This is a genomic window from Salinibacterium sp. AL4.1 (assembly GCF_059767305.1).
The window spans coordinates 584,176-609,623 of the sequence record NZ_JBSOQK010000002.1 but is presented as its reverse complement, the minus strand read 5'-3'; the positions used below and the strand labels follow the sequence as shown (position 1 = coordinate 609,623).

31 protein-coding genes are annotated in these 25,448 nt (G+C 62.4%); 16 read left to right on the top strand and 15 right to left on the bottom strand.

The features are described from left to right. The first annotated feature begins 62 nt into the window (after window positions 1-62). The 4 genes from ACWTV3_RS12305 to ulaA all read left to right on the top strand — a co-directional run bounded on the left by ACWTV3_RS12305 (window position 63) and on the right by ulaA (window position 3,659). Window positions 63-1,259 carry an ROK family protein gene (locus tag ACWTV3_RS12305; protein ID WP_498478490.1) on the top strand — a complete coding sequence of 399 codons (1,197 nt, stop codon included), beginning with the start codon at window positions 63-65 and terminating at the stop codon, window positions 1,257-1,259. A 106-nt stretch (window positions 1,260-1,365) separates the two neighbouring features. After that, window positions 1,366-1,821 carry a PTS sugar transporter subunit IIA gene (locus ACWTV3_RS12300; protein WP_498478489.1) on the top strand — a complete coding sequence of 152 codons (456 nt, stop codon included), beginning with the start codon at window positions 1,366-1,368 and terminating at the stop codon, window positions 1,819-1,821. 27 nt (window positions 1,822-1,848) lie between these two features. Beyond that, window positions 1,849-2,124 (top strand): PTS sugar transporter subunit IIB, encoded by a 276-nt coding sequence (locus tag ACWTV3_RS12295; protein WP_197133125.1) that lies wholly within the window; start codon window positions 1,849-1,851, stop codon window positions 2,122-2,124. Window positions 2,125-2,168: 44 nt separating this feature from the next. Beyond that, the gene (gene ulaA / locus ACWTV3_RS12290) at window positions 2,169-3,659 is read left to right on the top strand and encodes a PTS ascorbate transporter subunit IIC (protein WP_100389358.1); all 1,491 of its coding nucleotides are present in this window, start codon (window positions 2,169-2,171) and stop codon (window positions 3,657-3,659) included. 90 nt (window positions 3,660-3,749) lie between these two features. Here ulaA and ACWTV3_RS12285 read toward each other — a convergent pair whose 3' ends face one another. The 3 genes from ACWTV3_RS12285 to upp all read right to left on the bottom strand — a co-directional run bounded on the left by ACWTV3_RS12285 (window position 3,750) and on the right by upp (window position 6,200). Beyond that, window positions 3,750-4,376 carry a pyridoxamine 5'-phosphate oxidase family protein gene (locus tag ACWTV3_RS12285; protein WP_498478488.1) on the bottom strand — a complete coding sequence of 209 codons (627 nt, stop codon included), beginning with the start codon at window positions 4,374-4,376 and terminating at the stop codon, window positions 3,750-3,752. A 60-nt stretch (window positions 4,377-4,436) separates the two neighbouring features. Beyond that, window positions 4,437-5,234: a winged helix-turn-helix domain-containing protein gene (locus ACWTV3_RS12280; RefSeq protein WP_498478487.1), complete on the bottom strand. Its 798-nt coding sequence runs from the start codon at window positions 5,232-5,234 to the stop codon at window positions 4,437-4,439. A 333-nt stretch (window positions 5,235-5,567) separates the two neighbouring features. Next, window positions 5,568-6,200, bottom strand: coding sequence for a uracil phosphoribosyltransferase (gene upp / locus ACWTV3_RS12275; RefSeq protein WP_100389364.1), 633 nt, complete (start codon window positions 6,198-6,200; stop codon window positions 5,568-5,570). A 64-nt stretch (window positions 6,201-6,264) separates the two neighbouring features. Between upp and ACWTV3_RS12270 the strand changes: the two genes are divergently transcribed. After that, window positions 6,265-6,696, top strand: coding sequence for a nucleoside deaminase (locus tag ACWTV3_RS12270; protein WP_498478551.1), 432 nt, complete (start codon window positions 6,265-6,267; stop codon window positions 6,694-6,696). 77 nt (window positions 6,697-6,773) lie between these two features. On the opposite strand, the gene ACWTV3_RS12265 is transcribed toward ACWTV3_RS12270, so the two are convergent. Next, window positions 6,774-7,157, bottom strand: a complete 384-nt coding sequence (locus ACWTV3_RS12265; RefSeq protein WP_498478486.1) for a hypothetical protein — start codon at window positions 7,155-7,157, stop codon at window positions 6,774-6,776. Window positions 7,158-7,170: 13 nt separating this feature from the next. Next, on the bottom strand, window positions 7,171-8,133 hold the full coding sequence (locus tag ACWTV3_RS12260; protein WP_498478485.1) for a cation diffusion facilitator family transporter: 963 nt from the start codon (window positions 8,131-8,133) through the stop codon (window positions 7,171-7,173). A 23-nt stretch (window positions 8,134-8,156) separates the two neighbouring features. Here ACWTV3_RS12260 and proC point away from each other — a divergent pair, with 23 nt between their 5' ends. Continuing rightward, entirely contained in the window at window positions 8,157-8,984 is an 828-nt protein-coding gene (gene proC, locus ACWTV3_RS12255) for a pyrroline-5-carboxylate reductase (protein WP_498478484.1), read from the top strand. A gap of 61 nt (window positions 8,985-9,045) precedes the next feature. Here proC and ACWTV3_RS12250 read toward each other — a convergent pair whose 3' ends face one another. The 6 genes from ACWTV3_RS12250 to ACWTV3_RS12225 form a co-directional block, all read right to left on the bottom strand. Continuing rightward, window positions 9,046-10,293, bottom strand: a complete 1,248-nt coding sequence (locus ACWTV3_RS12250; protein WP_498478483.1) for a sugar ABC transporter permease — start codon at window positions 10,291-10,293, stop codon at window positions 9,046-9,048. Continuing rightward, complete coding sequence (locus tag ACWTV3_RS12245) at window positions 10,290-11,114, bottom strand: ATP-binding cassette domain-containing protein (RefSeq protein ID WP_498478482.1); 825 nt, start codon at window positions 11,112-11,114, stop codon at window positions 10,290-10,292. The genes ACWTV3_RS12250 and ACWTV3_RS12245 overlap by 4 nt, the downstream gene beginning before the upstream one ends. Window positions 11,115-11,201: 87 nt before the next feature. Continuing rightward, complete coding sequence (locus ACWTV3_RS12240) at window positions 11,202-12,278, bottom strand: ABC transporter substrate-binding protein (protein WP_498478481.1); 1,077 nt, start codon at window positions 12,276-12,278, stop codon at window positions 11,202-11,204. Then, on the bottom strand, window positions 12,275-13,483 hold the full coding sequence (locus ACWTV3_RS12235) for an ROK family transcriptional regulator (protein WP_498478480.1): 1,209 nt from the start codon (window positions 13,481-13,483) through the stop codon (window positions 12,275-12,277). Before ACWTV3_RS12235 ends, ACWTV3_RS12240 begins: the two co-directional genes overlap by 4 nt. Before the next feature lie 50 nt (window positions 13,484-13,533). Beyond that, window positions 13,534-14,205: a potassium channel family protein gene (locus tag ACWTV3_RS12230; protein WP_100389373.1), complete on the bottom strand. Its 672-nt coding sequence runs from the start codon at window positions 14,203-14,205 to the stop codon at window positions 13,534-13,536. After that, complete coding sequence (locus ACWTV3_RS12225; RefSeq protein WP_498478479.1) at window positions 14,198-15,637, bottom strand: TrkH family potassium uptake protein; 1,440 nt, start codon at window positions 15,635-15,637, stop codon at window positions 14,198-14,200. The genes ACWTV3_RS12230 and ACWTV3_RS12225 overlap by 8 nt, the downstream gene beginning before the upstream one ends. Window positions 15,638-15,702: 65 nt before the next feature. Between ACWTV3_RS12225 and ACWTV3_RS12220 the strand changes: the two genes are divergently transcribed. From ACWTV3_RS12220 to ACWTV3_RS12210, 3 genes are all read left to right on the top strand, one after another. Beyond that, a complete protein-coding gene (locus ACWTV3_RS12220; RefSeq protein ID WP_498478478.1) occupies window positions 15,703-16,185 on the top strand; it encodes an ArsR/SmtB family transcription factor in 483 nt (160 codons plus the stop codon). Between the two features lie 168 nt (window positions 16,186-16,353). Beyond that, on the top strand, window positions 16,354-16,548 hold the full coding sequence (locus ACWTV3_RS12215; RefSeq protein WP_100389376.1) for a helix-turn-helix domain-containing protein: 195 nt from the start codon (window positions 16,354-16,356) through the stop codon (window positions 16,546-16,548). Window positions 16,549-16,686: 138 nt separating this feature from the next. Then, complete coding sequence (locus ACWTV3_RS12210) at window positions 16,687-16,785, top strand: 30S ribosomal protein bS22 (protein ID WP_003792170.1); 99 nt, start codon at window positions 16,687-16,689, stop codon at window positions 16,783-16,785. A gap of 86 nt (window positions 16,786-16,871) precedes the next feature. On the opposite strand, the gene ACWTV3_RS12205 is transcribed toward ACWTV3_RS12210, so the two are convergent. Beyond that, window positions 16,872-17,636, bottom strand: a complete 765-nt coding sequence (locus tag ACWTV3_RS12205; protein WP_498478477.1) for an HAD family hydrolase — start codon at window positions 17,634-17,636, stop codon at window positions 16,872-16,874. A gap of 18 nt (window positions 17,637-17,654) precedes the next feature. Between ACWTV3_RS12205 and ACWTV3_RS12200 the strand changes: the two genes are divergently transcribed. Then, window positions 17,655-17,918, top strand: coding sequence for a glutaredoxin family protein (locus ACWTV3_RS12200; protein ID WP_498478476.1), 264 nt, complete (start codon window positions 17,655-17,657; stop codon window positions 17,916-17,918). Continuing rightward, complete coding sequence (locus ACWTV3_RS12195; protein ID WP_498478475.1) at window positions 17,915-18,214, top strand: Dabb family protein; 300 nt, start codon at window positions 17,915-17,917, stop codon at window positions 18,212-18,214. The genes ACWTV3_RS12200 and ACWTV3_RS12195 overlap by 4 nt, the downstream gene beginning before the upstream one ends. Before the next feature lie 3 nt (window positions 18,215-18,217). On the opposite strand, the gene ACWTV3_RS12190 is transcribed toward ACWTV3_RS12195, so the two are convergent. Next, window positions 18,218-18,508, bottom strand: coding sequence for a hypothetical protein (locus tag ACWTV3_RS12190; protein ID WP_341620682.1), 291 nt, complete (start codon window positions 18,506-18,508; stop codon window positions 18,218-18,220). 85 nt (window positions 18,509-18,593) lie between these two features. Further along, window positions 18,594-19,922 (bottom strand): aspartate--tRNA(Asn) ligase, encoded by a 1,329-nt coding sequence (aspS, locus tag ACWTV3_RS12185; RefSeq protein ID WP_498478474.1) that lies wholly within the window; start codon window positions 19,920-19,922, stop codon window positions 18,594-18,596. A gap of 67 nt (window positions 19,923-19,989) precedes the next feature. Between aspS and ACWTV3_RS12180 the strand changes: the two genes are divergently transcribed. The 5 genes from ACWTV3_RS12180 to ccsB all read left to right on the top strand — a co-directional run bounded on the left by ACWTV3_RS12180 (window position 19,990) and on the right by ccsB (window position 24,599). Further along, on the top strand, window positions 19,990-20,625 hold the full coding sequence (locus ACWTV3_RS12180; protein ID WP_498478473.1) for a histidine phosphatase family protein: 636 nt from the start codon (window positions 19,990-19,992) through the stop codon (window positions 20,623-20,625). Next, on the top strand, window positions 20,622-21,212 hold the full coding sequence (locus ACWTV3_RS12175; protein WP_498478472.1) for a TlpA family protein disulfide reductase: 591 nt from the start codon (window positions 20,622-20,624) through the stop codon (window positions 21,210-21,212). Before ACWTV3_RS12180 ends, ACWTV3_RS12175 begins: the two co-directional genes overlap by 4 nt. Then, on the top strand, window positions 21,213-21,956 hold the full coding sequence (locus ACWTV3_RS12170) for a cytochrome c biogenesis CcdA family protein (RefSeq protein WP_498478471.1): 744 nt from the start codon (window positions 21,213-21,215) through the stop codon (window positions 21,954-21,956). A 70-nt stretch (window positions 21,957-22,026) separates the two neighbouring features. After that, window positions 22,027-23,601, top strand: coding sequence for a cytochrome c biogenesis protein ResB (resB, locus tag ACWTV3_RS12165; protein WP_498478550.1), 1,575 nt, complete (start codon window positions 22,027-22,029; stop codon window positions 23,599-23,601). After that, entirely contained in the window at window positions 23,598-24,599 is a 1,002-nt protein-coding gene (gene ccsB / locus ACWTV3_RS12160) for a c-type cytochrome biogenesis protein CcsB (RefSeq protein WP_498478470.1), read from the top strand. The genes resB and ccsB overlap by 4 nt, the downstream gene beginning before the upstream one ends. Window positions 24,600-24,791: 192 nt before the next feature. Here the strand turns inward: ccsB and ACWTV3_RS12155 are convergent, their stop codons facing one another. Further along, window positions 24,792-25,406 (bottom strand): hypothetical protein, encoded by a 615-nt coding sequence (locus ACWTV3_RS12155; RefSeq protein WP_498478469.1) that lies wholly within the window; start codon window positions 25,404-25,406, stop codon window positions 24,792-24,794. Between the last annotated feature and the right edge of the window lie 42 nt (window positions 25,407-25,448).

Sequence of the window (25,448 nt, the reverse complement as noted above, 5' to 3'; positions counted from 1 at the left end):
AGATCCGCTCAGTCACGAAGTAGACTTCCCTGACGGCAGGTCACAATGCGGAGGACAAAGCTATGGCGCACGTGATCTCTACCGGTTCTGGTGTCGTGCTTGACCTCATCCGCTCGGGTCAGGCCACAACGCGCACCGATCTCATCTCCCAGCTCGGCTGGTCGCGCATTACTCTCGCTCGTCGTCTCGATGAGCTGCTGAATGCCGCCATCATCGTCAGCGCTGGCCAGTCTGACTCGCGTGGCGGGCGACCGCCCGAAGAGTTCGTCGTCAACAAAGACGCGGGCCTGTTGCTCGCGATGGATATCGGTGGTTCGCACTCTCGGCTCGCCATCACCGACCTCGTTTCCACGATCCTGCTCGAAGACGAAGCGGACATTGGGCTCGGTCACGGCCCTGACGATATCTTCGACTGGAGCTGTCAGGTCTTCGACCACATGCTTGCGCAACTCGGCAAGTCTCGCGCCGACGTGCGCGGCATCGGCGTCGGCGTTCCTGGGCCTGTCGACCCCGCGAGCGGGCGCATTGCATCGCCGCAGCTCAATGCCCAGTGGGCGGATGTCGTAGTCAAGGACTACTTTCCCGCCGACTACCACGCGGTGTTCGCCGTCGATCGCGACGTCAACATTCTCGCGGTGAGCGAGCATCGCTTGGGCTGGCCCGAATACGACGATGCCATCGTTCTCAAGGTGGGCATGGGGATCGGCTGCAGCCTCGTGCTCAACGGTCGCGTCTATCACGGTGGCCGCGGTGGTGCGGGGGATGTGGCCCACTCGCCCGCGGGCGGCAGCGAGCAATGCTTGTGTGGGCGAACCGGATGTCTGGATACCGTCGCGAGCGGCAGTGCAATCGAGCGCGATCTCCGCGCCCTCGATGCCTCAGTGCGCACGAGTGCGGACATCGTCGCCTTGGCTGAGTCGGGGCATGAGGGTGTTGCGCGGCTCCTAGCCCAGGCGGGGGACCACATCGGTCGTGCCCTGCTCGACCCGGTAGCGCTGTTGAACCCGTCCGTAGTCGTGGTCGGCGGCAACATTGCTCAAGCGGGCCCTGTTTTCTTGGATCCGATTCGCGAGCGGTTGCTTCGCGAATCGACAGAATTTTCACGACGAGACCTCGTGGTCATCCCTGCCGCGCTCGGGCATCAGGCGGGAGTGATCGGCGCTTCGCTCATTGCTCAGGATGCTCTTTTTGAAGCAGACAGAATCAGCCGTTTGACGCGGGAACACGGCGCTTCGCTCGCTGCGTCCGGGCGCCAGTAGCCACTTCGGTTCACTAGTAGACATAAGTCCGCTCGGGGGACTAGGCTCGCAGTCATCGGGAGCGGTCAGTGGCGACTTCCCGTGCGACAACGCGAGAAAGTGGGACATGGTGAGCGGATCCTTAGCTGACGAACTCAGCGATGACGCGATCGTTCTGAGCGCGAACGCCGCCGACTGGCGCGATGCTGTTCGGCTCGCTGGTACTGCCCTCACGGCTACTGGCTCCACGACCGAGGAGTACACCGCCGAGATGATTCGAGCGGTAGAAGAACTGGGGCCCTACATTGTCATTGCCCCAGGGATCGCGCTCGCGCACTCGCGTCCGTCACCCGCTGTGCTCAACACCGGGCTGAGCTGGGTCGCCCTCGCGAGCCCTGTCGAATTCGGTCACTCGGCTAACGATCCTGTTCGACTCGTCGTCGGACTCGCTGCTGTCGACCACGACTCGCACCTCACCACCATGTCGAATCTCGCCGGCGTCCTCAGCGGCGACCTCGACCGCCTACTTGGCGCCTCCGATCCAGAAGAACTCCGGGCACTCATTCGAGAGAACTCGCAGTAGCCCACTGCGCGAGCGAAAGGCACACTCATGAAGATCGTTGCGGTCTGTGGAATGGGAATTGGTACGTCCGTTCTCCTCAAGATGAACGCGGAGAAAGTTCTTCGCACGCTCGGAGTCGACGCCGATGTGGAAGCTGCCGACATCGGGGTCGCGCGCGGAATGGCGCGAGACGCGCAAATCGTCTTGACGTCCGAAGAGCTCGCCCCCGAGATCGGCGATGTCTCCGCGGAGGTCATCATCATCGACAACTTCTTTGATCTCGAAGAGATCACCACCAAGCTCAAGGCCGCGCTGCCCGAATAGTGCACCGCCTTCTCAACTAACTAACTAATACAAGGGAGAACACAATGGAGTGGCTTGTTGTAGTCCTGAATTTCATCGGACAACAGATCCTTAACGTGCCGGCATATCTTGTCGGCATCATCACCGCAGTCGGGCTCATCGCCCTCAAGCGGCCAGCCGGAGCCGTTATCGGTGGCGGCCTTAAAGCGGCACTCGGCTTTCTGATCCTCGGCGCTGGCGCCGGGGTCGTCGTCGGATCGCTCACCCCGCTCGGCAACCTCATCCTCCTGGTCACGGGCGCGCAGGGCGTTATCCCCACCAACGAGGTCATCACGGCGCTCGCCTCGGTGGAGTACGGCGCCACCAGCGCCTACGTGCTCACCCTCGGCTTCATCGTGATGCTCGCGCTCGCTCGGTTCACGCCGCTCAAGTACGTGTTCCTCACCGGCCACCACATGGTGTTCATGGCGCTGCTGCTCAGCGTCGTGCTGTCGGTTGGCTTCGGCCCCGACCTCAACTGGCTCGTCGTTCTCATCGGTGCACTGCTGCTCGGTGTCATCATGGTCGTCATGCCGGCGTTCGCTCACCCGTGGACAAAGAAGATCACGGGCGACGACACGATCGCGATCGGTCACTTTGGAACCCTCGGCTACATCGCCGCTGGTGCCGCTGGTCAGGCCACCGGTCAGAAGAGCCACTCCACGGAGAAGATCAACTTCCCGCAGGGCCTCAAGTTCCTGCGCGACTCCATGGTTGCTACCGCCATCTCGATGGTGCTCATCTACCTCGTGTTCGCCGTCTGGGGCCTCATCGCTCTGCCGCAGCAGGAAGCGCTCGACGTCTTCGGCGCTGCTGACAATGGTGCTTACATCATGGCTGCGTTCGCTCAGGCTCTGCAGTTCGGTGTCGGTGTCGCGATCATCCTCTATGGTGTGCGCACCATCCTGGGTGAACTCGTTCCCGCCTTCCAGGGCATCGCCGAAAAGGTTGTTCCCGGAGCCAAGCCGGCGCTCGACATCCCGCTGGTCTTCCCCTTCGCAGCCAACGCTGTGTTGATCGGATTCCTCGCATCGTTCCTCGGCGGACTCATCTCGCTCGCACTGCTGGCAACGTGGCTCGGGCCGGTCTTCGGCCTCGCGCTCATCCTGCCCGGCATGGTTCCCCACTTCTTCACGGGTGGTGGCGCCGGTGTCTACGGCAACGCAACCGGTGGTCGCATGGGTGCCGTCGTCGGTGGATTCGTCAACGGCGTTCTCATCACGATCCTTCCCGCCATCCTGCTCCTCGTTCTCGGCGAGCTCGGCTTCGCCAACAGCACGTTCGGCGATGCAGACTTCGGCTGGTTCGGAACCCTGATCGGTGTCAGCCTGCTCAGCGGAGTACCGGCAGTGGGAGTCGTGCTCACGATTCTTATCGCCGTCGTACTCGTCGTGGCGGCATCCATCTTCCAGATTCGAGTCGTGAACAAGGGCTGGCTGCCGGGTGCGAAGAGGGACGCATGGCTCGCCAGCGAGACCGAGAAGGCTGATGCTGAGAAGGCCGCAGCAAAGGTCTAGCTCACAGAACCAGGCATCGGGTGCCTTGGTCGGGCGTCATCCCACGGGGGATGGCGCCCTTTCTGTTAGTCGGCGAGCCAGTGAAACGGCTTACTCGAACGCCCGCACAGAATCAGGCACGCGGATGCCGGAGCGCAGGTCGGGTGTGGCAACAACCTCCACGGCGCGGGCTCCGAACCTCACCTGCCCGCCCCACGCGTCGCCCGCGATATCCGCGTCGGTGTCATCGGGCCAGTCGTCGGAGGTGCGCAACGACCATTGCGCGATCGGCAGCGCCAGCACGAGGGTTGCTGCGAGTTCTTTCTTGGTGTTGGGGCGCACCTCGCTGAGCCGACCAGGGATCAGCTTCTCGGTGATGGCATTGACCGCGGCGGCCTTCTCCTCGCCCTCCAGCACGCGGAACGTTCCAAACAACACGGCGCTGCTGTAGACCAACGACGATTCGAAGGCGGAGCGTGCGACCACAACGCCGCCGACTGCTGTGACCGAGATCGCGACGGGCGCACCAGAAACGAGCCGCATCCATCGTGAGCCACTGGAACCGTGCACGATCAGCTCATCGCCGAGGCGAGCAATGGCGGTCGGCAGAACGCCGGGGGTGCCGTCGTCATGGACATAAGCGACGTTCCCGACGATCTCCGAGTCGAGAAGAGCGTCGAGGGCGGCGCGATCGCGCGACATCTTCTCTGGCATCCGGGTGGCATCAGTCGTTGTCATCCCGTCAGTGTGGCACGAGCCCGTGCCGAGGCCCTACGCCACACAGGTGTGGTGCAGCGCCTAGATGAAGTCCGGGCTGGGCGTCGAAGCGAAGCGTACCGAGACATCCGGATGACGGTCGTAGCGGTACCCGATGCCGCGAACGGTACGAACGACATCTTCGTACGCTCCGAGCTTGGAGCGCAGGCGACGAATGTGAACGTCGATGGTGCGCTCGTTGGGAGCTTCGTCATCTTCGGCTGACCATAGCGTTGCGATGAGCTGGGCGCGGTCGATGGTCTGCGATTCGCGCAGGATGAGGAACTGCAGCAACTCGAACTCTTTGTAGGTGAGGGCTGCGGGGGAGTCATCGATGAGTACGCGCTTGCGGGAGAGGTCTACGACTACGCCGCTCGCGGGCTTCTCTTCGGGCTCTTCGACCTGGCGGTGCTTGGCGAGAGCAGAAGGGTCTTGCAGAGCAAGGCGCACGACGTCAACATCGCGCCCACCAGCGCCGACGGGGGCGAGCGCCACGGCGGCGTGGGTTTCGGAGTTCGGCACGAGCTGCTGCGTGAGCTGCTTGAGCTGTTCCACAATCGCGCTCAGATCGGTGCCAGCGGCGGCGGCCTTGAGTTCGTCGATGCCGACGTAGAGCACGAAGCCACGAGCCTCGGTTCCCTGCGGAACCGCGCGCAAGTGCGGCGCGTCAGCAGGGGCAGCCGGTGCCGCGACCGGAGCGGCCGGACGAGTATCCCGAGCCGGCTGCACGGCGAGCGAAAGCTCTCGAGCAGTGTGGGGTGCGGCGTGCGGTGCCCGGCGTGCGGGAGCCGCTGCGGCGAAAGAGGAGCGAGTGGTGCGTTCGATTGTTGCAAGTGACATGGGTCCAGAAATCCTTGGATAAGGGTGAAGGGCCTCTGATGATGAGGGTGTGATCCTTCGAAATAAAACAGGTGTGTCAAGTCAGAGAGTCGCCGTTATGAGGACGAAAATCTGGGGGCGTTCATTCTGGTGAAAACGCCCGGCTCAAGGTTGGCCTACTAGGCACACATTCGACAACACAGCATCGCGCTTGCCGGCACGGTGCTCGAAAGCAGTGCGCCAGCGGTCCTGGAAGCCACGGGGGCGGTCAGGTCGCGAGTGTGTACGGTCATGACTGCAACTATGTTTCATGCAGCGCGCGTCTGTCAAGTTACGCGCGCGAAAAATGTGCGGCTAGACGAGGCCGTACAGGCGGTCGCCGGCGTCGCCGAGACCGGGCACGATGTAGCCGTTCTCGTTGAGGCGCTCATCAAGTGCTCCGAGCACGATCGTGACGTCTTGGTCGCCCATGGCCTTCTCGAGCGCAGCAAGGCCTTCAGGGGCGCCGAGGATGCAGACAGCCGTGACGTCGGTAGCACCGCGGTCAAGCAGGTACTGAATAGCCGCGATGAGCGAGCCACCGGTAGCGAGCATGGGGTCGAGTACGAAGCACTGGCGGTTCGAGAGGTCGTCGGGCAGACGCTCGGCGTAGGTGTCAGGCTGCAGAGTCTCTTCGTTGCGCACCATGCCCAAGAATCCAACTTCGGCGGTGGGAACGAGCTTGACCATTCCTTCGAGCATTCCGAGCCCGGCACGAAGAATCGGCACGACGAGCGGCTTGGGCGAGCTGATCGCCACACCCTTAGTCGCCGTGACGGGGGTCTCAATGTCGACCTCTTCAACGCGCACCGAACGGGTGGCTTCGTACGCCAAAAGCGTGACGAGCTCTTCCGTTAGCGCCCGAAAAGTGGGGGCGGCGGTGTTCTTGTCGCGCAGCACGGTGAGCTTGTGCGTGATGAGCGGGTGGTCGGCAACGTGAACTCGCATAGGCTAAATCTACTTGAGGTACGGACCACTTGGAGAACCGATCGTGACAAAGTTCGATCATTGGATGACGCGGGCCATCGCTGAGGCCACGCTCACGGCCGATTCTGCCGACGTTCCGGTTGCTGCTCTGGTCTTTGATCAGAACGACAATCTCGTCTCCATCGGGCGCAATGAGCGGGAGCTCACGGGCGACCCCACGGCGCACGCCGAGGTCGTGGCAATCCGGGCAGCTGCCGCGGCCACCGGTTCGTGGCGTCTCGACGAGATGACTCTCGTGGTCACTCTGGAGCCGTGCACGATGTGTGCTGGCGCGATTCTGCAGGCCCGCATCCCGCGCGTGGTGTTTGGCGCGTGGGACGAAAAAGCCGGCGCATCAGGCAGCGTTAATGATTTGCTGCGTGACCGCCGGCTTCCGCACAAGGTCGAAGTTGTGGCGGGCATCCAAGAGGCTGAATGCGCTGCGCTGTTGACGGACTTTTTCGAAGCCCGACGCTAACGCCTGCGTGATGGAGCGACTCCCGCGACTGCCGTAACGCGGGGAATTAGCTCGCCGTAATTGTTGAGCGAGCGGGCCTAGTGCCAGAGCACCGCAACGAACACGTTGATGAGCGCGCCCATGCCCGCAAGGTGCAGGAACGGTAGCGCCGCCTTCTCATTGCCGCCGCTGGCGAGAGCCTTGGCTTGCCGCGCGCGGGCGACCAACACAGCGATGAGCACGAGAACGGCAAACGCCGTCTTGACACCGATCTTGGCGTTGTTGACATCACCATCGCCCATCTGAAGAACACCAACGAGGGCGAGTCCGGTGACAAGCTGCGTAACCGCACCGATCAGCATGGTGCCGAATTCGAAGCTCTTCTTGCGACGCAGCTGCAAGAAGAACGATCCCAGAATCAGCGAGAGTCCGAGGATGTGGGTAATGAGCAGCAGGGAACGAACGAGGTCGAGGGTTTCCATGAAGTGATCTTTCTTAGTCGTTGCCCACGATGACGATGGAGTCCGTGGGCGGAGCGGCTTCGGGTGGGCGACGGTAGACGTCAGGTTCGATGTAGATAACGCGCGCCATGGGCTCGGCTTCGCGGATCTCTTTCTCCACGCTATCGATGCTGGCCGCAACATCCACCAGTCGGGTCTGAGCGCCGAAGTCGACTTTGGCGGCGACCATGAGCTCTTCGGGGCCCAGGTAGAGCGTCTTCATGTGGATGAGCGAGCGAACGTCGGGGTGCGCGTTGATGGCGTCGCGGATGGTGTTGCGCTGCTTCACCGTGGCGCCTTCACCCACGAGCAAACTCTTGGTCTCGATGCCCAGAATGATCGCGACGATGATCAGCAGAATACCGATGGCGATCGTGCCGATGGCATCCCAGGTCGAGTCGCCCGTGATGACCGTGAGGCCGACGCCGAAGAGGGCGAGTACGAGACCGATTTCAGCTGCGACGTCTTCAAGCAGCACTACGGGAAGCTCGGGTGCTTTGGCGTGGCGCACAAACGCGATCCAGCCCTGCTTGCCGCGCACGAGGTTCGATTCCTTGACGGCAGTGCGCAGCGAGAAGCCCTCAAGCACAATCGCGATGAGCAGCACGGTGATGGGCAGCCAGGCTTGCTCAAGCGGGTGGGGATCTTGCAGCTTGTGAATGCCCTCGTACAGCGAGAACACGCCACCGACCGAGAACAGGATGATCGACACGACAAACGCGTAGACGTAGCGCTCGCGGCCGTAACCGAACGGATGCTCGGCATCCGCATGCTTCTTCGCTTGCTTGCCACCGAGCAGCAGGAGGGCCTGATTGCTTGTGTCTGCAACGGAGTGCACGCTCTCCGCGAGCATGGAACTCGACCCCGAAATCAAGAAGGCAATGAATTTGGTCACGGCGATTCCGGCGTTCGCCGCCATCGCCGCGAGGATTGCTTTAGTTCCGCCTGACGCGCTCATGCGATCAATCCTAGGATGTTCACGTGACTACTTCCCTTCCGAGTATTGCAATCGTCGGCGCCGGATCAATGGGAGGTGCCATCCTGTCGGGTTTACTTGACCCTTCAGTGACCGTGAGCGGGGGCATCCGCGTCACAAACCGCACGGAAGCGAAGGCTGCCGCGGTGCGCTCTGACGGTGTCGAATCATTTGCCTTGGAGAATACTGCGGATGGCAATGCTCGCGCAGTGAAGGGCGCCAAGGTCGTCATGCTGGGCGTGAAGCCCGCGATGATTCCCGACACTCTCGTCGACCTCAAGCCGTTCTTGGAACCCGATGCGATTGTCATCAGCGTTGCCGCTGGTGTCACGACGGCGCGGATGGAAGCCATCGTCGACAACGTCGTGTTGCGGGCTATGCCCAACACTCCCGCCATCGTCGGAAAGGCCGTGACGGGGGTGAGTGCCGGATCGCGCGCCACCGAAGACGACCTCGCGATTGGCCGCGCCGTGTTCGAGACAGTCGGCACTGTCATCGAAACTCCCGAATCTCAGATTGATGCGCTCAGCACCATCTCGGGATCCGGCCCCGCCTACGTGTTCTTGATTCTCGAAGAGTTTGCTCGCACCGCCGAAGACATGGGGTTCACGCCCGAGCAGGCCCTCACCCTGGTGGCGGGAACGTTCGAGGGTTCTCTTGCTCTGCTGGCGTCATCCGACAGCTCTCCGGCGCAACTGCGTAAGCAGGTTACGAGCCCCAAGGGAACAACCGAGCGCGCCGTGGAGCAGTTGCAGGCCGCCGACCTCAAGGCGATCTTTGACCGTGCTACCGCTGCGGCTCTGGCTCGCGCCAAGGAGCTCGCTGCGGGCTAGCGCAACTACGGCTAGAGGCGACCGCGACCGCGACCGCGGCCGCGAGCGGGCACGGGTGCGTTTAGAAGCGACCGTGCAGCGCGCGCGAGCGTCGTGACATCGAGTCGATGATCACGGCGAGCAGCAGCACTGCTCCCGTGACCATGTAGCGCACCGAGGAGTCGAGGCTGAGTAGCGTGAGGCCGCTTGAGATCGATTGAATGACGACGATTCCGAGCAGGGCCGACCACGCACTTCCGCGACCGCCGAACAGGCTGGCCCCGCCGATGACGGCTGCCGCAATGGCGGTGAGGTTCGTGTCGCCACCACCACTGCTCTGGTTGGCGGCAGCCAAGCGTGATGCCGCCAAGATGCCACCGAGTGCGGCGAGCGTCGCGCTGACCATGAAGACCGAAATGTAGACCCGATCGACCCGGATGCCGGCACGCCGGGCTGCTTCGACGTTGCCGCCGACCGCGTAGATGGAGCGCCCCCAGCGCGTGCGCTTGAGCGCGAAGTCCATCGCGATCACGAGCACGATGAAGAGCAAGAACATGAGCCCGATGCCGCGGTCGGTATTGAGATACCAGGCCCCGAAGAGCAAGGCGACGATCATCAGGACGCCGCGGAGCAGAATCGCGGTTCGAGACTCGGGCAACAGCCCCGCGCGGCTGCGACGGTTCGCGAGGGAGAGGTGGGCTACCACATAGGCGAGCGTCGCGACGCCGGCGAGCACGTACGAGAGCCAGGCGGGCAAGAACATGAGCTGGGCGAATTGCACGATCCACGAGTCGAACGGGATGTTGATCGAGCCGAGCTTGCCCAGTACCCAGAGCTGCAGGCCGAGAACGCCGAGAAGGCCCGCGAGAGTGATGACGAAACTCGGAACGCCGAAGCGCGTCAGTAAGAAGCCATAAAACCATCCGAAGATCGCGCCAGCGGCTAGCGCCGCGGCGATGGCAGCGATGAGGGGCCAGCCCAGTTGGGTGAAGGTGACGGCGAGAATCGCGGCGGCGAGGCCGGAGAGTGAGCCCACCGAGAGGTCGATCTGGGCGAGCAGGAGAACGAGCACGACGCCGAGGGCGATCGTGCCCAAGGCGGCTGACTGCATCGCGAGGTTCACGAGGTTAGCGCTCGACAAGAAGGTTGGGTTCAGAATCTGGAAGATCGTCCAGATGAGGGCGAGGCCGACCACGACGGGAATAGCTCCGAGGTCGCCACCGCGCACCCGCGAGCGAAATGCTGCCCACGATTCCGCAATGCCTGAGGCGGGTGGGAGATCCACAGCGGGCGTGCTGTTGGTCGTCGGCCGATTCTCTGAAGCGCTCATGAGCTGAGTCCCTCCTTCGCGCGCGTAAAGGTTGCTCCGGTCATCCCATCTCGGCGACTCACAGCGTTGTCGGTGGCGCCCGTGATCGCCGCGATGATGTCTTCGTAGGTGACATCGGCAACCGCGAAGTCGCCATTGTTGCGACCGAGCCGCAGCACGACCACCCGGTCGGCGACGGCCTGCACATCCGCCATGTTGTGGCTCACGAGAACCACGCCGTGACCGCGCTCGCGGAGGTGCTCAATAAGGTTCAGCACCTCGGCAGTCTGCGCTACGCCGAGGGCGGCGGTGGGCTCATCCAACACCACAATCGACGGATTGCCGATGAGCGAGCGCGCAATGGCAACGGTTTGCCGCTGCCCGCCCGAGAGGCCCGCGACCGGAGTGCGCACCGATGGAATCTTGGCGGACAACTGACGGAGCAGCGCCCAGGTCTGCTGTTCCATCTCAACTTCATCGAGAGCACTGCGGCCCAACTCGCGCCCCAAGAACAGGTTGGAGACAACGTCGAGGTTGTCGCAGAGAGCTAAGTCTTGAAATACCGTGGCGATACCGAGGTCGCGGGCGTCGGTGGGGTTCGCGAGCGACACGTCGTCGCCGCGGTACGTAATCGTTCCCGAGCTGGCCGGATGCACGCCCGCCAGCACCTTCACGAGTGTCGACTTTCCCGCACCGTTGTCGCCCACGATCGCAACAACCTCGCCGGGGTAGATGTCGAGCGACACATCGTTCAGGGCGTTGATGGCACCGAATTGCTTGCTGATTCCGCGCAGCGACAGGATCGGTTCATCGTCTGAACTGGCCGGGGTGACCTCGGTCATAAGATGCTCTCTTCCTTGAGTTCATGTGTGGGTGTGGGTGTGGGTGTGGGCGTGCGGGCGAGTGTTGAGCGGCGCTGCCGTGGATCATTATTGAATCCCCGCCGCCGCACACGCAGCGGCATACTCCGCCGTGCAAATTTGCTCGACCGTGTAGAAGCCGTCGGCAACGACGGTCTCCATGATGTTGTCGATTGTCACGATCACGGGCGTCAGCAACGTAGTCGGGATGCCGTTGGTCTCGGGGCTCTGCCCGATCAGCTGTTCGCCGTTGAGTAGAGCAACCGCGTGGGTGGCCGCAATCTCGGCCTCACGCTTGAAGTCCTTGTAGATAGTCATGTACTGGTCGCCGCTCACGATGCGCTGAATCGCGGTGAGTTCGGCATCCTGACCCGTGACGGGAGGCAGCGGGGTCACTCCGCCCGCTTTGAGCGCGGCGATCGCTCCGCCGGCCATGGCGTCGTTGGCGGCGTAGACCCCCACCACGCTGTCGCCGTACTGCGTGACTTGGCTCGCCATCCACTCTTGGGCTTTGTCAGGGCTCCAGTCGGGGGTGTCGAACTCGGCGACGACGGTGAAGGCGCTGCCATCGATCACGTTGTGTGCGCCGCGCTTGAAAAGTCGTGAGTTGTTGTCGGTGGGGGAGCCGTTGATCATCACGATGTTGCCCGACGACAGGCCCTGGTCGGCGAGGCGTTCGACGAGGGCTTTGGCCTGCAGCGCGCCGACCTTTTCATTATCGAAGGACACCCAAAAGGCAAGCTCGGGGCTGCCGATCAGGCGGTCGTACGAGATCACGGGAACCTTGTACGACTGAGCGGTGGCCACGATTGTCACTGCTGCCGAGGAGTCGACGGGGTCGAGCACGAGCACGCTAATACCTTGAGCAAAAGCTGATTCGGCCTGCTGCTGTTGCTTGGCCGGGTCTTGGTCGGCGTTGGCATAAATCACGTCGCACTCCGGGCACAGTTCGGCCACCTTCGCCTCAAAGAACGGGCGATCGTACGCCTCGTAGCGCGCCGTCTTCGATTCGGGCAGCAGCAGGGCAATCGTGCGCGACCCATCTGAGCCAGTGTTCGGCACCACGAGCCCGCAGCCGCTCAGGGCGAGCATCACGAGCACGGCAGAGGCAATGACGCGTAGTAAGCGCGAACGGGTGCGGATCATGAGTCGTCCGAGTCCGAGGTATCCGCCGAGAGAGTGGCTCCGGATCCGATGGAGAGCTGGTCAATGGCAAACGCAATCGACCCCAGCAGTTCGCTGCGCGGCCCGAGTTGGCTCTGAACGAGGTCGGCGGCTTGCCCCGAACCCACGATCACCGAGCGTTCCATCGCGTGGCGCATGGGGCCGAGTAGAAGCTCGCCCGCCTGCGAGAGTTCGCCGCCGACCGCAATGCGTTCGGGGTCGAAGACATTGCTGAGGTTGCCGGCGGCGATGCCGAGGTGGCGTCCCGCATCGGCGATGGCCCGGATGCACGCGCTATCCCCGGCGATTGCCCGCACCACGACATCGTGCAGCTTGAGACCGCGACGGCCCGTGCGCACCGACTCAACGATGGCTTGACCGCCGGCGAGGGTTTCGAGGCACCCGCGGTTGCCGCAGCGGCACAGAGCGCCGTCTTCATCGAGCACCATGTGCCCAAATTCACCGGCTGCACCGTGATGGCCTCGGAACACTGCGCCGTTGAGGATGAGACCGGCACCGATACCGTCGTCGATGCTCACGTAAAGCGAGTTGGGTTTGCCGCGCAGGGCGCCCGAGCGGAACTCGGCCAGCGCGCCGAGATTCGCGTTGTTGTCGACGTATACGGGGCTGTTCAGGCGGATGCCGAGAGATTCCGCGACCGGAACACCGTCCCAGCCGCGCATGATTCCCGTGCGCGAAATGATTCCCGTCGCGGCGTCCATGGGAGCAGGCATCGCGAGTCCCACCGCCAAAATCTCATCGTGGGTGGCCTCGACAGACTCGAGCATGTCGGTGATGAGCTGGGCAGCGCGGTTGAGTTCGTTGTCGGCGCGGTGGTCTTTCGCGAGCGGCATGTGATGCTCGGCGACAACCGTGTGGGCGACATCCGACAGCGCTACTCGCATGTGGCGCTCGGAGAAATGCACGCCAACCACAAGGCCGAGCGCACGAGCGAGAGTGACTTGGTGGGCGCGTCGACCGCTGCGCGTGCTCATGGTCGTGGCGAGCACTCCCGCCGTGACGAGCTCTTTCACGATGTTGGAGACGGTGGCGGGGGAGAGCCCTGTGACACCGGCCAGTTCGATCTGCGTGAGGCCACCATGGTGCTTCACCGCGTCGATGATGCGAGCGCGGTTAGCTTCGCGGAGCGAAGTCTGCGACCCCGGAGTCGCCCGTTTTTTGCTCACGGAATCAAGATACAGGTAGCGGGCGGCCGCCGATCAGTCCACGAACGGGGCTACGTTGCGAGAGTTGCAAACTTTTCGATGTCTTCAGAATTGCCGCTGACGATCACGAGGTCGTGGTTGGAGATCACGGTCTCGGGTGTCGCGTAGGTGAACTCCTTGCCCGGAGACTTCACGCCGACCACAGTGATGCCGTACTTACGGCGCACTTGTGACTCACTCAACGGCAGGCCGCGGATGGGCTTCGGGGGATACATCTTCACGATGGCGAAGTCATCATCGAACTCGATGAAGTCGATCATCCGGCCCGACACCAAGTGAGCTACGCGCTCGCCGGCTTCGGCTTCGGGGTAAATCACGTGGTTGGCGCCGATGCGGTTCAAGATCTTGCCGTGCGAGCGGCTGATGGCCTTGGCCCAGATCTGGGGAATCTTGAGGTCAACGAGGTTCGCGGTGATGAGCACGCTTGCTTCGATCGAGGAGCCGACCGCGACCACTGCGATCGAGAAGTCTTGCGCACCGATCTGCTGAAGAGCATCCAGGCTGCGGGCGTCGGTCTGCACGGCGTGAGTGACGCGCTCCGACCACTTCTGCACGAGGCTGAGGTCGGCATCGACGGCGAGAACTTCGCGGTCGAGGCGCTGAAGTTGACCGGCGGTTGCCGCTCCGAAGCGGCCGAGTCCGATCACTAGGACCGGCGCATTATGCGGAATCTTGTCAACCAACGATGGGCCTCTCTTCTGCTCTTGTGAACAATTGACGGCGCTGACTGGCCGCAAGGGCTGCCGCCAGCGTAACTGTTCCCACTCGCCCGGCCCACATTGTGGCGGCGAGGATGTACTTGCCGCTATCGGGCAGCGACTCGGTGAGCCCGGTAGAGAGCCCACAGGTGGCAAAGGCCGATATGACGTCAAAGAGCACCCTGTCGAGCGGTTCTTTCGTGATCTGCAGAAGAGCGATCGTCGAGATGGCGACAATCGTCGCTCCCCACAGCGTCACGCTGACGGCCAAGCGAAGCACGTCGGTCGGGATGCGGCGCTCGAAGGCGTGCATGTCATTGTCGCCGCGCGCTTCAGCCAGCGCGGCCAAGAACAGCACGGCCAGGGTTGTGACTTTGATGCCGCCCGCCGTGGAGGCAGAGCCGCCACCGACAAACATCAGCATGTCGAAAACGAGCAGAGTCGACCCGTTGAGCTGGTCGATATCGATGGTCGAGAAGCCACCCGAGCGTGTCATGGTCGACAGGAAGGTGGATGTCAATGGTCTCGAAATCAGACTCTGCCCACCGATGGTGTTGGTGTTGTTCCACTCGAGCACCAGCACGGCCAGCGCTCCGATGAAGATCAGTAGCACCGTGGTGAAGAGGGTGAGGCGAGCGTGAACCGAGAGACGCGCGCCGTCCTTGAGGTTACGAACTACCGCAAAGATCACCGGAAAGCCGAGGCTACCGAGAAACACGCCAGTTCCGATCGCGCCGAGCATCCACGGGTCTTGGGCGAATGCTTCCATGCCGCTTGCTGCCGGAACGAAGCCGGTGTTGGTGAAGGCGGATGCTGCGAAGTAGAAGCCCTGCCAGATGGCGGGCCACACGTCGAACCCTTCGACCAGCAAGCGGGGGATGATCACGAGGGCGAGAACGAACTCGATCGCGAGAGCGCTGATGGCGACGGTCGCGAGCAGTCCGCCGATTTCACCGAGGCGAATGGCTTGAGACTCGGAGACGGGGCCGACGTGGATGCGCGAGGGGTTGGTGTCGCTGGCGGCGATGAGGCGCTGGCGCAAGCCGAGCCGGCGTGAGACCACAAGGCCCAGCATGCTCGCGAGGGTGAGGACGCCGATACCGCCCACCTGCAGGCCGATCAGGATCGCTGTATTTCCGAAGGCGGACCAGTGGGTTGCCATGTCGACGGTCGTAAGGCCGGTGACACAAATCGCGGAGACGGCGGTGAACAAAGCGTCGACTAGGGGAGTGGCTTGACCGTCGCGAGCAGAGATAGGAAGTACGAGCAGCGTGGTCAGAACGACAACGAGTGCGGAGAAGATGGCGATCGCGAAACGCGCGGGAGTGGCAGCGGCGAATCGATCGATCACATCGCGAATGCGAGCAAGAAGGCTGCGTTCACGCGGGTGCGCACGCATGGGTGCCCAAGAACTCATCTAATTATCTCCCCACGCACAGGAGGCAATGGTACTCCTCAGCAAGCCCCGGTACCCTGTCTCTCATGGCCGACATCTTTGACGTAGTAGCCGATTCAACCCGGCGTAGCCTTTTGACGGTACTGCTTGAGCAGTACATCGCCTCGGAATCTCCGAGTGGCGAGCTCAGCGTAAGTGAGATTGTCGAGAAGCTCGATTTGAGCCAACCGACCGTATCCAAGCACCTGAAGGTGCTGCGCGACCATGGGTTGGTGTCGGTGCGTGAAGACGGCCAACACCGCTATTACCGCCTCGACTCGTCTCCTCTAGAAGAGGTCGAAGACTGGTTGATCCCGTTCTTGAGCGCGGACTTCCACGACGACTTCGACGACGAGCTTCGCGAATCGACCGGCGCGTTCGCTGCCTGGTCGGGGGCGGATGTCGGAGACAACTTCGGTCGTCGTGTTGCTGAGCGCACGCACCAGGCTCGCTCCGCGCTGCACGATGTCACAGAGGCCGCTAAGCAGCTTCCAAGCAACGTGCGCTTTCGCATCTTCGGCAAGGATTAGCCCTCAGGCGCGCCGCGTAGGCGTTATTAGGGGTGGACAGCGAGTCACACCAGCCTCTATTCTTACCGATTAGCACTCCAGTCACATGCTGGGTGCGTCGTTTAGTTATTGAGGGCGCTGCGCAGTTGGTGAAAATCGCGCGGTAGCCAAACCAAAGGGGCTGGTCCGATGTCGCGGGATCTTTCTGAGATGCGCTTTCTCACCGTCGCTGAGGTGGCGGACATGATGCGTGTTTCGAACATGACCGTGTATCGACTCGTTCACTCCGGTGAGCTGCCTGCCGTTCGCTTCGGTCGCTCGTTCCGCATCCCGGAATCGGCTGTGGCAACTGCTGTTGCACCCCCAATTTCTGAGGTCGGTTAGCGGCAAACGTTCGCTCTGGGTTGGTTCCCAGTTCACCGAGACTTTAAAACCCGCCCGGTGCGGTAAACTCTTCCGGTATGTCTTTCCGCGGTTCTGAATCGGACCGGGTCGGTTCGTTCAGAAATCAGTGAGGTTCCTATGGGTTCAGTCATCAAAAAGCGTCGCAAGCGTATGGCAAAGAAGAAGCACCGCAAGCTGCTTCGTAAGACTCGCCACCAGCGTCGCAACAAGAAGTAACTAGTCCCAATGACTAGGTGACCGTCTTTCTAGACGGTCACAACTCGAACACCCGAGCGTTCATCTGAGCGATCGGGTGTTTGAGGTTAACGGGAGCTTTTTCGAACGCTCTTGGCTTGCCGCTTCACGCGTTTGCGCGCCTCTTTGAGGCCGGCGCGGTTGAGGGGCATGATTTGCCACCCCATCGTTTGTGCATGGTGGGTGAGCTTGACATCCGCATTCACGGCAACACGATTGCCGACGGCGCTCAGTAGCGGGATGTCGTTGCTGGAGTCTGAATAAGCCCAGCACTCTGCCAGGTCGGCTCCCACGCGCTCAGCGAGCTCTGTGGCAACGGTGGCTTTTTCGGGGCCATGAAGCACGTGGCCCTCGAGTTCTCCCGTGAGAACGCCGTCTTCGGCGCGCACGCGCGTTCCCAGCGCGCCGGTGAGGCCTAGGCGCTCGGCAATTACTTGTGCAACGAACTGAGGTGTTGCGGTGATGAGCCACACTTCGTGGCCCTTCGCGAGGTGCTCCTTGGCCAGATCGACAGTTTCTGGCCACAGGTTCGGCAGAATGTCGCGCTCGTAGATTGTCTCGGCAAGCTCAATGAGCGTCTGCATCGAGTGGCCGCCCACAATTTCAAGAGCGCGCTCGCGGGCGTTCATCATGTGCTTGTGGTTTTCGCCGACCGCCACGAAGCGGAACTGGTGCCAGGCGAAGCGCGCGATGTCTCGCCAGCCCACGATCCCTCGTCGCCACGCTTCCTTGCTGAGGTAATAGGCACTCGCGCCGCGCATCAGCGTGTTGTCCACGTCAAAGAAAGCCACAACCGCGTTATGGCTCGATGGGGGCGCCGTTACCTCGTGCATTCGCATTATTCTAAGACCGTGCCCACGAAACGTCTCACATTAATTGGAAAACCGGGTTGTCATCTCTGCGATGACGCCCGCGAAACGATTAATGCTGTCATCGCGGATCTGCCCGCAGAGTGCTCGGTCGAGCTTATTGAGCAATCGATTTTGGATGACGAAGCTCTTCACGCCCAGTATTGGGACGAGATTCCTGTGGTGCTTATCGACGACCGCGTACACACCATCTGGCGTGTCGAATCGCAGCGCTTGAGCGCCGCATTACTGGAGGAAACTGAATGATCCGTCACGTTGTTATGTGGAAGCTCATCGCTGAAGACCCCGAGGGCCAGAAGGCTGCTGTGGATGCCATCGCCGCTGCTCTTGAACCCCTAGCCGGTCAGATCGCGGGTCTCGAGAGCCTAATCGTGCGTCACGATGCCGGCAACGTTGAGAAGAACTGGGACGTCGTACTCATCTCTGAGCACACGTCGCCTGAAGCGCTCGTTGCGTACGGAACGCATCCGCTGCACGACGGTCCAGCGGCGATCGTGGGAGCGCACACTCGCGACCGCGTGTGCGTCGACTTCGAATTCTAGAAACTACTTGCTGACGCTGATCGGGCCGGTCATGTGATTCTTGATCGAGTCCCGCTCAGCGGCTAGCGACGCGAGCGTTCCGCTGTCGAGACCCGGCTGGAGCATGTCGTCGAATGGGTTTCCCATGCCGCTCTTGGAGTGCACAACCTCGGCGTAAGCGGTTGCGGCCGCAGCCACTTTCGCACTTGCTCGCTGTGCCTTCTTGAGCGAGACAGCAGAACTGCCCACTACCTCGGCGTGCTTGTTGAGCGCCTTCTTGAGATCCTTGAGTGCAGCATCAATTTTCTTTGACATGACGTCATCCTGCCTTAGTGAGCTATGCGCTGGCTATGGGTTCGGTGTGTCGAACTGTGAGGCCCTCGCGAGCCCCACAGGGCGGCTACGGAGTGAGGCGGGTTGGTCCGCGGAACAGGTACGTCGCTTCGCGCAGGTTCGGTAGTCCCAGAAGCAGCATCAGCACGCGACCGAGGCCCATTCCGAATCCACCGTGCGGCGGTACGCCGTAGCGGAAGAAGTCGAGGTAAAAGTCGAGCTCCTCCGGGTCCATGCCCTTGTCGCGAATCTGCGCCTCCAACACGTCAACGCGGTGCTCGCGCTGGGCGCCAGTAGAGATCTCGACGCCGTTGAACACGAGGTCGTAGCTGTTCGTGAGGCCTGCATCATCCGCGTGACGCATGTGGTAGAACGGACGGATGCTGGCGGCGTAGTCGGTCAAGAATACGAAGTCGTGATCGAAAGTTTCTTTCACGTAGGCGGCGATCTGGCGCTCACCCTCCGGGTCCATGTCGGCGTCGGCGCGCGGCACGGTGTAGCCCCGGTCGCTGACGATTTGCTTAGCCTCAGCCAGCGGAATACGGGGGAACGGGCGCGTCGGCACCGTCATCTCGATGCCGAACAGCTTCTCGATCTCGTCGCCGTGCTTGTCCTTGACAGCCTGGAAGCCGGCAACCATGAGCTCTTCGTGCAAGTTCATGACGTCTTCGTGGCTGGAGATCCAGCTGATCTCGCTGTCAACCATCGTGAACTCGGTGGCGTGACGCGAGGTGAAGCTGGGATCGGCACGGAAGCTGGGGGCGATCTCGAAGATCTTGCCGAAGCCAGCGGACTGTGCCATCTGCTTGAAGAACTGGGGGCTCTGCGCCAAGTAAGCCTTGGTGTCGAAGTAGTCGACCTCGAACAGCTCAGCCTTCGATTCGCTCGCGCTGGCCATGAGCTTGGGGGTGTGAACCTCGATGAAGTCGTTCTCGACCCAGTAGGTGCGCCAAGCGTGCTCGAGCGTGGTCTGGATGCGGAAGATCAGGTTGTTGCGCGGCACGCGGAGGTCGAGGAAGCGCCAGTCCATGCGCTTGTCGACGCTGGTGTCTTCGGCAATCGGCGTCTCGGGGATGGCCTCAGCGGCGATCTCGATAGCGGCAAGCTTGATCTCAACGCCGCCGAGCTTCACACGCTCGTCGTGCTTCAACTCTCCACTTGCGGTGAGGAAGGTGCCCTGCGCGAGCCCCGAGATGATCTCGGCGAGGGGATCCTCGGCCGGGGTACCGTCTTCGTTGAACGAGCGGGGGTGAACAAGCTGCACCGCACCCGACTCGTCGCGCAGTACGACGAACTGCACCTTCTTTTGATCTCGAACAGTGTCGACCCAACCCGAAACGGAGGTCTCTCCATCGTTAGCGGCGGCCAAGTTCTTAATAAGGGTGCGTGTAGTCACGGCCCCGAGTTTACAAGGGATAACGCGCGAGAAAGTGCGGCAGGCCTGCCAACGTAGACTGAATACCGTGCCAGCAGACCTCATCCATCTCGTCCGCCATGGTGAAGTGCACAATCCAGACCGCATTCTCTATGGCCGGCTTCCCGGGTATCACCTCAGCGAACTCGGTCACCAGATGGCGGATGTCGCCGCCGCAAGCTTTGCCGATCGGCCTCCTGCGGCGCTCTACGCGAGCCCTCTGCAGCGCGCGCAAGAGTCGGCGCAACCCTGGTCGGAACGCTACGGGCTGCCCATCGCGACCGAAGAACGCATCATCGAGCCGGCTAACTGGTTCGAGGGCGGTCGCCTGCAATTTCCGAAGGTTCTCACGCAGCCACGGGCCTGGCCGCACCTCGTGAACCCGCTCAAGCCCAGTTGGGGCGAGGCTTACGTGAGCATCGAAGCGCGCATGCTCGCCGCTATCGATGACGCGTGGTCGGCTGCCGAGGGCGGCGAAGTGGTCATGGTCAGCCACCAGTTGCCCATCGTGATGGTCGCACGATCCGTCAAAAAGATGCGCTTGGCGCACGACCCCCGCAACCGTCGCTGCACGCTGTCGAGCATCACGACGCTCGCTCGCGAGGGCGACCATTTCGTAGAGGTTGACTATCAGGAACCTGCGGGAGAATTGCTCGCAGCATCCATCGATCTAGGAGCAGTGTGAACCGCCGTCTCATCGCCGTTGTTGTGGCGTTCGCCGCACTCACGACGGTCTCGTGTTCTAGCGCGAACGAGTCCCTTGCCGAGCAATACCAGAACGGTTCGGAGGAGGGCTACATTTCGGGCGACGGCTCGACCGTGGAGATCCCCGCCGACGACCGCGACGAACCCATCACGTACGACGCCACTCTCGACACCGGCGATACGGTCTCCAGCAGCGACTTCGCTGGCTCGGTGTACGTGGTCAATTTTTGGTACTCCAGCTGCCCACCCTGCCGCCTCGAAGCTCCCGATCTCGCTCAGCTCAGTGAGGAGTACACCGAGGTTCCGTTCTTGGGCGTCAACGTCTTAGACACCGCGCAGACCTCTCTCACTTTCGCCGAAGAGTTCGGCGTGCCCTACGCCTCGGTCGTGGATGCCACGACCGCAGGCGTGCAGCTCGCGTTTGCAGGCTCCGTACCTCCCAACGCGGTGCCGACCACCCTCGTGGTGGACCGCGAGGGTCGCGTCGCCGCTCGCATCAGCGGCCTCGTGCGTGATCCGAGCATCCTCGCAGCGATGATCGACTCTGTCATCGCCGAGGAACAGTAAGTGTCTAATCCCGTCGGCGAGCTCATTCTCGGCGGCAACCTTCTTATCGCGATTCCGATCGCTTTACTCGCGGGCCTCGTCTCGTTCGCGTCGCCCTGCGTTCTTCCCCTCGTTCCGGGTTACCTCGGCTACATTGGTGGGTTCACGAGCGCGGAGGAGAAGGGCAGCACCAAGCGCCTTGTTCTTGGTGTCGGCCTGTTCATTCTGGGCTTCACCGTGGTGTTCGTGGCGTTCACCGTGCTGTTCGGCACGGCCGGTCTTCTGCTGCGGCCCTGGCTTGACCTGATCACCCGCATCGCTGGTGCTCTCGTGATCGTGATGGGTGTCGTGTTCATCGGGCAGGTCACTTTTGCGCAGCGCACGATCAAGCCGAAGTTCAAGGTCGCAACCGGCCTCGCTGGCGCACCCCTGCTGGGCGTTGTCTTCGCCCTCGGCTGGACTCCGTGCGTTGGCCCCACTCTCATCGCTGTCGGCAGCATGGTCTTGGACGGTGGCGACCCCGGCCGGGCCGCTATCGTCGGCGTTGCCTACAGTCTCGGTCTCGGCATCCCGTTCCTCTTGGTGGCCCTTGGCCTCAATTGGGCGACCGGATCGGTGGCGTGGATGCGCCGCCACATTCGTCTTATTAACCTGATTGGTGGAGCACTGCTCGTGCTGATCGGTCTCCTCATGGTCACCGGCGTGTGGCGTGCAATAGTGACAAGTTTGGGAGCGGTAATCGGTGGCTTCGACACACTCCTCTGATCCAACGAACGGCGACTCGGCCTCGGATAACTCGCTGGCTGAGGGCGATGCAACGCGTCCGAGCGACCACATGGATGCTCCGGCACCCGCGCCGCAGAGCAAAGTTCAGCAACCGCGACTGACTCTCGCGGGCTACGCGCGGTTCTTCTGGCGTCAGCTCACGAGCATGCGTACCGCGCTGTTCTTGCTGTTGCTGCTGGCCGTCGCGGCGATCCCCGGCTCGCTCGTTCCGCAGGTGACGTCAGACCCCAACGGTGTTATCGCGTACCGCACCAACTACCCCGATACCGCCGCGGTCCTCGATTTCTTCCAAGTTTTCAACACCTACACCTCGGTGTGGTTCTCCTCGATCTACCTGTTGCTCTTCATCTCGTTGATCGGCTGTGTGCTGCCGCGCACCAAGCACCACTTCGATGCTCTGCGTGCCAGCCCACCCAAGACCCCCGCTCGACTCTCGCGCCTGCAGGGCTTCACGACGCGCACCACCGAAGCGGATGTCGACACGACCATTGCCTCCGCCCGCCGTCTGCTGCGCTCGCAGCGCTACCGCACCGAGCTCTACGGTGACTCGGTCAGCGCCGAACGCGGCTACCTGCGCGAAACCGGAAACCTCGTGTTCCACGCCGCGCTCGTAGGCGTTCTGGTCACGGTCGGAATCGGTGGTGGCTTCGGTTACACCGGCCAGCGCGTTGTTGTCGAGGGAAACGCCTTTAGCAATTCGCTCGCCAGCTACGACTCGTTCAACCCGGGCCGCTTCTTCACTGATGAGGCGCTCGATCCGTACACCGTCGCGCTGGACTCGTTCGAGCCCGTGTACGAGCAGAACAACCGCCAGGCGATCGGTCAAGCGATCGACTTCACGGCCAACGTCACGACCACCGTGCGTGGCGAAGAACCGCAGCAGTCGCAGATTAAGGTCAATGAGCCGCTCAGCCTCAGCGGAACAAACCTGTACCTCCTCGGTAACGGCTACGCGCCCGTGCTCACCGTGCGTGACGCCGATGAGAAGGTCATCTGGTCGCAGCCAACGCCGTGCCTTCCGTTCGATGCCAACCTCGGCAGCACGTGCGTCATTAAAATTCCGGATGGTCTCGACCAGCAAATCGGAATGCTCGGTTTTCTCTACCCGACCACCGGCACCCTCAGCTCGGGAGCACTCGCGTCTGTCTATCCCGACCTCATCTCACCCGTGCTCACGTTGGAGGTGTACGAAGGCGACCTCGGCCTCGACAACGGCCAAGGCTCCAACGCCTATGCGCTCAACACCGACTCCCTCGAGCAAATAGCGGGGCGTACCTCCGAGGCAGAAACACTGCAGTTGACTCCCGGCGATCGGCTCGAGTTGCCCAACGACCTCGGCAGTGTCGAGTTGACGAGCATCCCGCGCTTCGTGTCGCTCGATGTTCACCACGACCCCTCGCAACTGCCCGTGCTCTTGTCCTCCGTCTTGCTATTCGCGGGTCTCATCACCAGCCTCTTTGTACCGCGTCGCCGCATGTGGGTTTCAGCCCGCACCGACGCTTCGGGAACCACAACAATCGAGTACGCCGCACTGGCTCGCGGCGATGACCCCAACCTCGAAGCTGCGGTCACAGACTTTGCCGAGAAACATTCCCAGCAACTCGGGGTTAGGGTGGATTCGTGACTGAGACCTTCGTGTCGTATTCGCTGATTGCGGTCTATTCAGCGATGGCGATCTACACCCTTGCCTTCGTGATGTTTGCTATCGACTTGGCGCGCCGTTCGGCAGAGTCGAGCGACGCTTCCGCAGCGCGTGCGACCGGTCTTACTTCGGCATCCGCCCAGCAGGCCAGCGTGATGGTGAACGGCTCCAGTGTGGGCGGCACCGACACCCTGACGGCCGCGGGGGCATCCGAGTCGACGACCGTTGCGCACTCGCCCAAGACACTCAAGCTCGCGATGGCGATGACGGTGCTCGCCTGGGTGCTGCACGTCGGTGCGGTCATCTTCCGCGGCGTTGCCGCAAACCGCGTGCCGTGGGCCAACATGTTCGAGTTCACGCTCACCGCCACCGCGCTTATCGTCGGTGTCTTTCTCATCGTTCAGTTCTGGCAAGACCTGCGCTTCCTCGGTTCGTTCATCACGGGCTTCGTGCTGATCGCCTTGGGCGTTGGCACCTCCAGCTTCTACGTGGATGTCGTACCCCTGCCGCCTGCGCTGCAGTCGGCCTGGCTGGTTATCCACGTGTTCGTCGCCAGTCTCAGCACGGGGTTCTTCGCCCTCGCCGCCAGCCTCTCGATCGTGCAGCTCATGCAGGCACGCCGAGAAGCGGGCAAGGCGCTCAAGCTGCGCTTCCTCGACACCTTGCCCCCTGCTGACCGCCTCGAAACCTTGGCGTACCGCCTCACGGTTGTTGGCTTTGTCATGTGGACCTTCACTCTCATCGCCGGCGCTGTCTGGGCTGAGCGTGCGTGGGGTCGCTACTGGGGCTGGGACACCAAGGAGGTCTGGACCTTCATCATCTGGACCCTCTACGCCGGTTACATCCACGCCCGGGCAACCCGCGGCTGGCGCGGCTCGCGTTCAGCGTGGCTCGCCATTGTCGGCTTCCTCGCGATCGTCTTCAACTTCACGATCGTGAATCTCTTCTTCAAGGGACTTCACTCCTACTCAGGCCTGTAAGCAGTAGTCGCGACCTTGGCAACGGCTTCGGCTAGAGCTGCGCCGCCGCAACCGCCGCAACCGCCGCAACCGCAGCCACCGCCGCCGCCGCCGCTACCCACGTCGCCGAGGCAAAGAAAAACGCTGGGGCCGCACCGAGCAGCACCCCAGCGTTTGCTTGGGAGAGCCGCAAACGGCTCAGGGTTGTCGAGCTTAGCTGGCGGGAGTCAGCTGCATGGCCACGGTCGGGCTGTCGTCGCCCGTAGCGAATTGGATGATCGGGCCATCGGTGCCGCATTCGTAGGGCGCGGAGTTGATCGGGGCGCTGTTGATGAAGCCCTGCGTGAGATCGGTGCCATCAACGCTCACGCCTCCTACGGAGACCGACACGGCGATATCGCTCTCTTCGTGAGAAGTCGTGATGACGCTTTCGGTGGCGTCGTAGTCGCCGCTTATAGCGCCAGTGATCGAGCCAACGCCTTCGCTGCCAGCGACCTCCAGAAGGATCGTGAAGTCAGGAGTGTAGGTGTAGGTCGTGTCGGTGAACGAGAGCCCCGTTCCGCCCTCCACGCTGATGTTGAGTCCCTCGGTGGTGCCGCTGACGGCGCTGTAGAAGCCCTGCATTTGGTCTTCGGCGATGTACCAATCGCCGATAAGGCACTCGGGGCCGCTCACCATCTCCTCTTCGGGCTCAGCGGGAGCCGAGGCATCCGACTCCGAAGCCACGGGCTCTTCAGGATCCGTGGGCGCACCGCACGCGGTCAACGCGCCCACGCTGAGAACGCTGACGGCGGCTAGTGCACGCAGGCGGCGCAACTCAGTAGACATCTGTACTCCTCGAAACCAGACCGCCCGCGGTGGCGACCAACG

Coding starts and splice junctions, on each gene's coding strand:
- ACWTV3_RS12305 (WP_498478490.1), top strand. CDS start 63: ATGGCGCACGTGATCTCTACCGGTTCTGGTGTCGTGCTTGACCTCATC.
- ACWTV3_RS12300 (WP_498478489.1), top strand. CDS start 1,366: ATGGTGAGCGGATCCTTAGCTGACGAACTCAGCGATGACGCGATCGTT.
- ACWTV3_RS12295 (WP_197133125.1), top strand. CDS start 1,849: ATGAAGATCGTTGCGGTCTGTGGAATGGGAATTGGTACGTCCGTTCTC.
- ulaA (WP_100389358.1), top strand. CDS start 2,169: ATGGAGTGGCTTGTTGTAGTCCTGAATTTCATCGGACAACAGATCCTT.
- ACWTV3_RS12285 (WP_498478488.1), bottom strand. CDS start 4,376: ATGACAACGACTGATGCCACCCGGATGCCAGAGAAGATGTCGCGCGAT.
- ACWTV3_RS12280 (WP_498478487.1), bottom strand. CDS start 5,234: ATGTCACTTGCAACAATCGAACGCACCACTCGCTCCTCTTTCGCCGCA.
- upp (WP_100389364.1), bottom strand. CDS start 6,200: ATGCGAGTTCACGTTGCCGACCACCCGCTCATCACGCACAAGCTCACC.
- ACWTV3_RS12270 (WP_498478551.1), top strand. CDS start 6,265: ATGACGCGGGCCATCGCTGAGGCCACGCTCACGGCCGATTCTGCCGAC.
- ACWTV3_RS12265 (WP_498478486.1), bottom strand. CDS start 7,157: ATGGAAACCCTCGACCTCGTTCGTTCCCTGCTGCTCATTACCCACATC.
- ACWTV3_RS12260 (WP_498478485.1), bottom strand. CDS start 8,133: ATGAGCGCGTCAGGCGGAACTAAAGCAATCCTCGCGGCGATGGCGGCG.
- ACWTV3_RS12250 (WP_498478483.1), bottom strand. CDS start 10,293: ATGAGCGCTTCAGAGAATCGGCCGACGACCAACAGCACGCCCGCTGTG.
- ACWTV3_RS12245 (WP_498478482.1), bottom strand. CDS start 11,114: ATGACCGAGGTCACCCCGGCCAGTTCAGACGATGAACCGATCCTGTCG.
- ACWTV3_RS12240 (WP_498478481.1), bottom strand. CDS start 12,278: ATGATCCGCACCCGTTCGCGCTTACTACGCGTCATTGCCTCTGCCGTG.
- ACWTV3_RS12225 (WP_498478479.1), bottom strand. CDS start 15,637: ATGAGTTCTTGGGCACCCATGCGTGCGCACCCGCGTGAACGCAGCCTT.
- ACWTV3_RS12220 (WP_498478478.1), top strand. CDS start 15,703: ATGGCCGACATCTTTGACGTAGTAGCCGATTCAACCCGGCGTAGCCTT.
- ACWTV3_RS12215 (WP_100389376.1), top strand. CDS start 16,354: ATGTCGCGGGATCTTTCTGAGATGCGCTTTCTCACCGTCGCTGAGGTG.
- ACWTV3_RS12210 (WP_003792170.1), top strand. CDS start 16,687: ATGGGTTCAGTCATCAAAAAGCGTCGCAAGCGTATGGCAAAGAAGAAG.
- ACWTV3_RS12205 (WP_498478477.1), bottom strand. CDS start 17,636: ATGCACGAGGTAACGGCGCCCCCATCGAGCCATAACGCGGTTGTGGCT.
- ACWTV3_RS12195 (WP_498478475.1), top strand. CDS start 17,915: ATGATCCGTCACGTTGTTATGTGGAAGCTCATCGCTGAAGACCCCGAG.
- ACWTV3_RS12190 (WP_341620682.1), bottom strand. CDS start 18,508: ATGTCAAAGAAAATTGATGCTGCACTCAAGGATCTCAAGAAGGCGCTC.
- resB (WP_498478550.1), top strand. CDS start 22,027: ATGGATGCTCCGGCACCCGCGCCGCAGAGCAAAGTTCAGCAACCGCGA.
- ACWTV3_RS12155 (WP_498478469.1), bottom strand. CDS start 25,406: ATGTCTACTGAGTTGCGCCGCCTGCGTGCACTAGCCGCCGTCAGCGTT.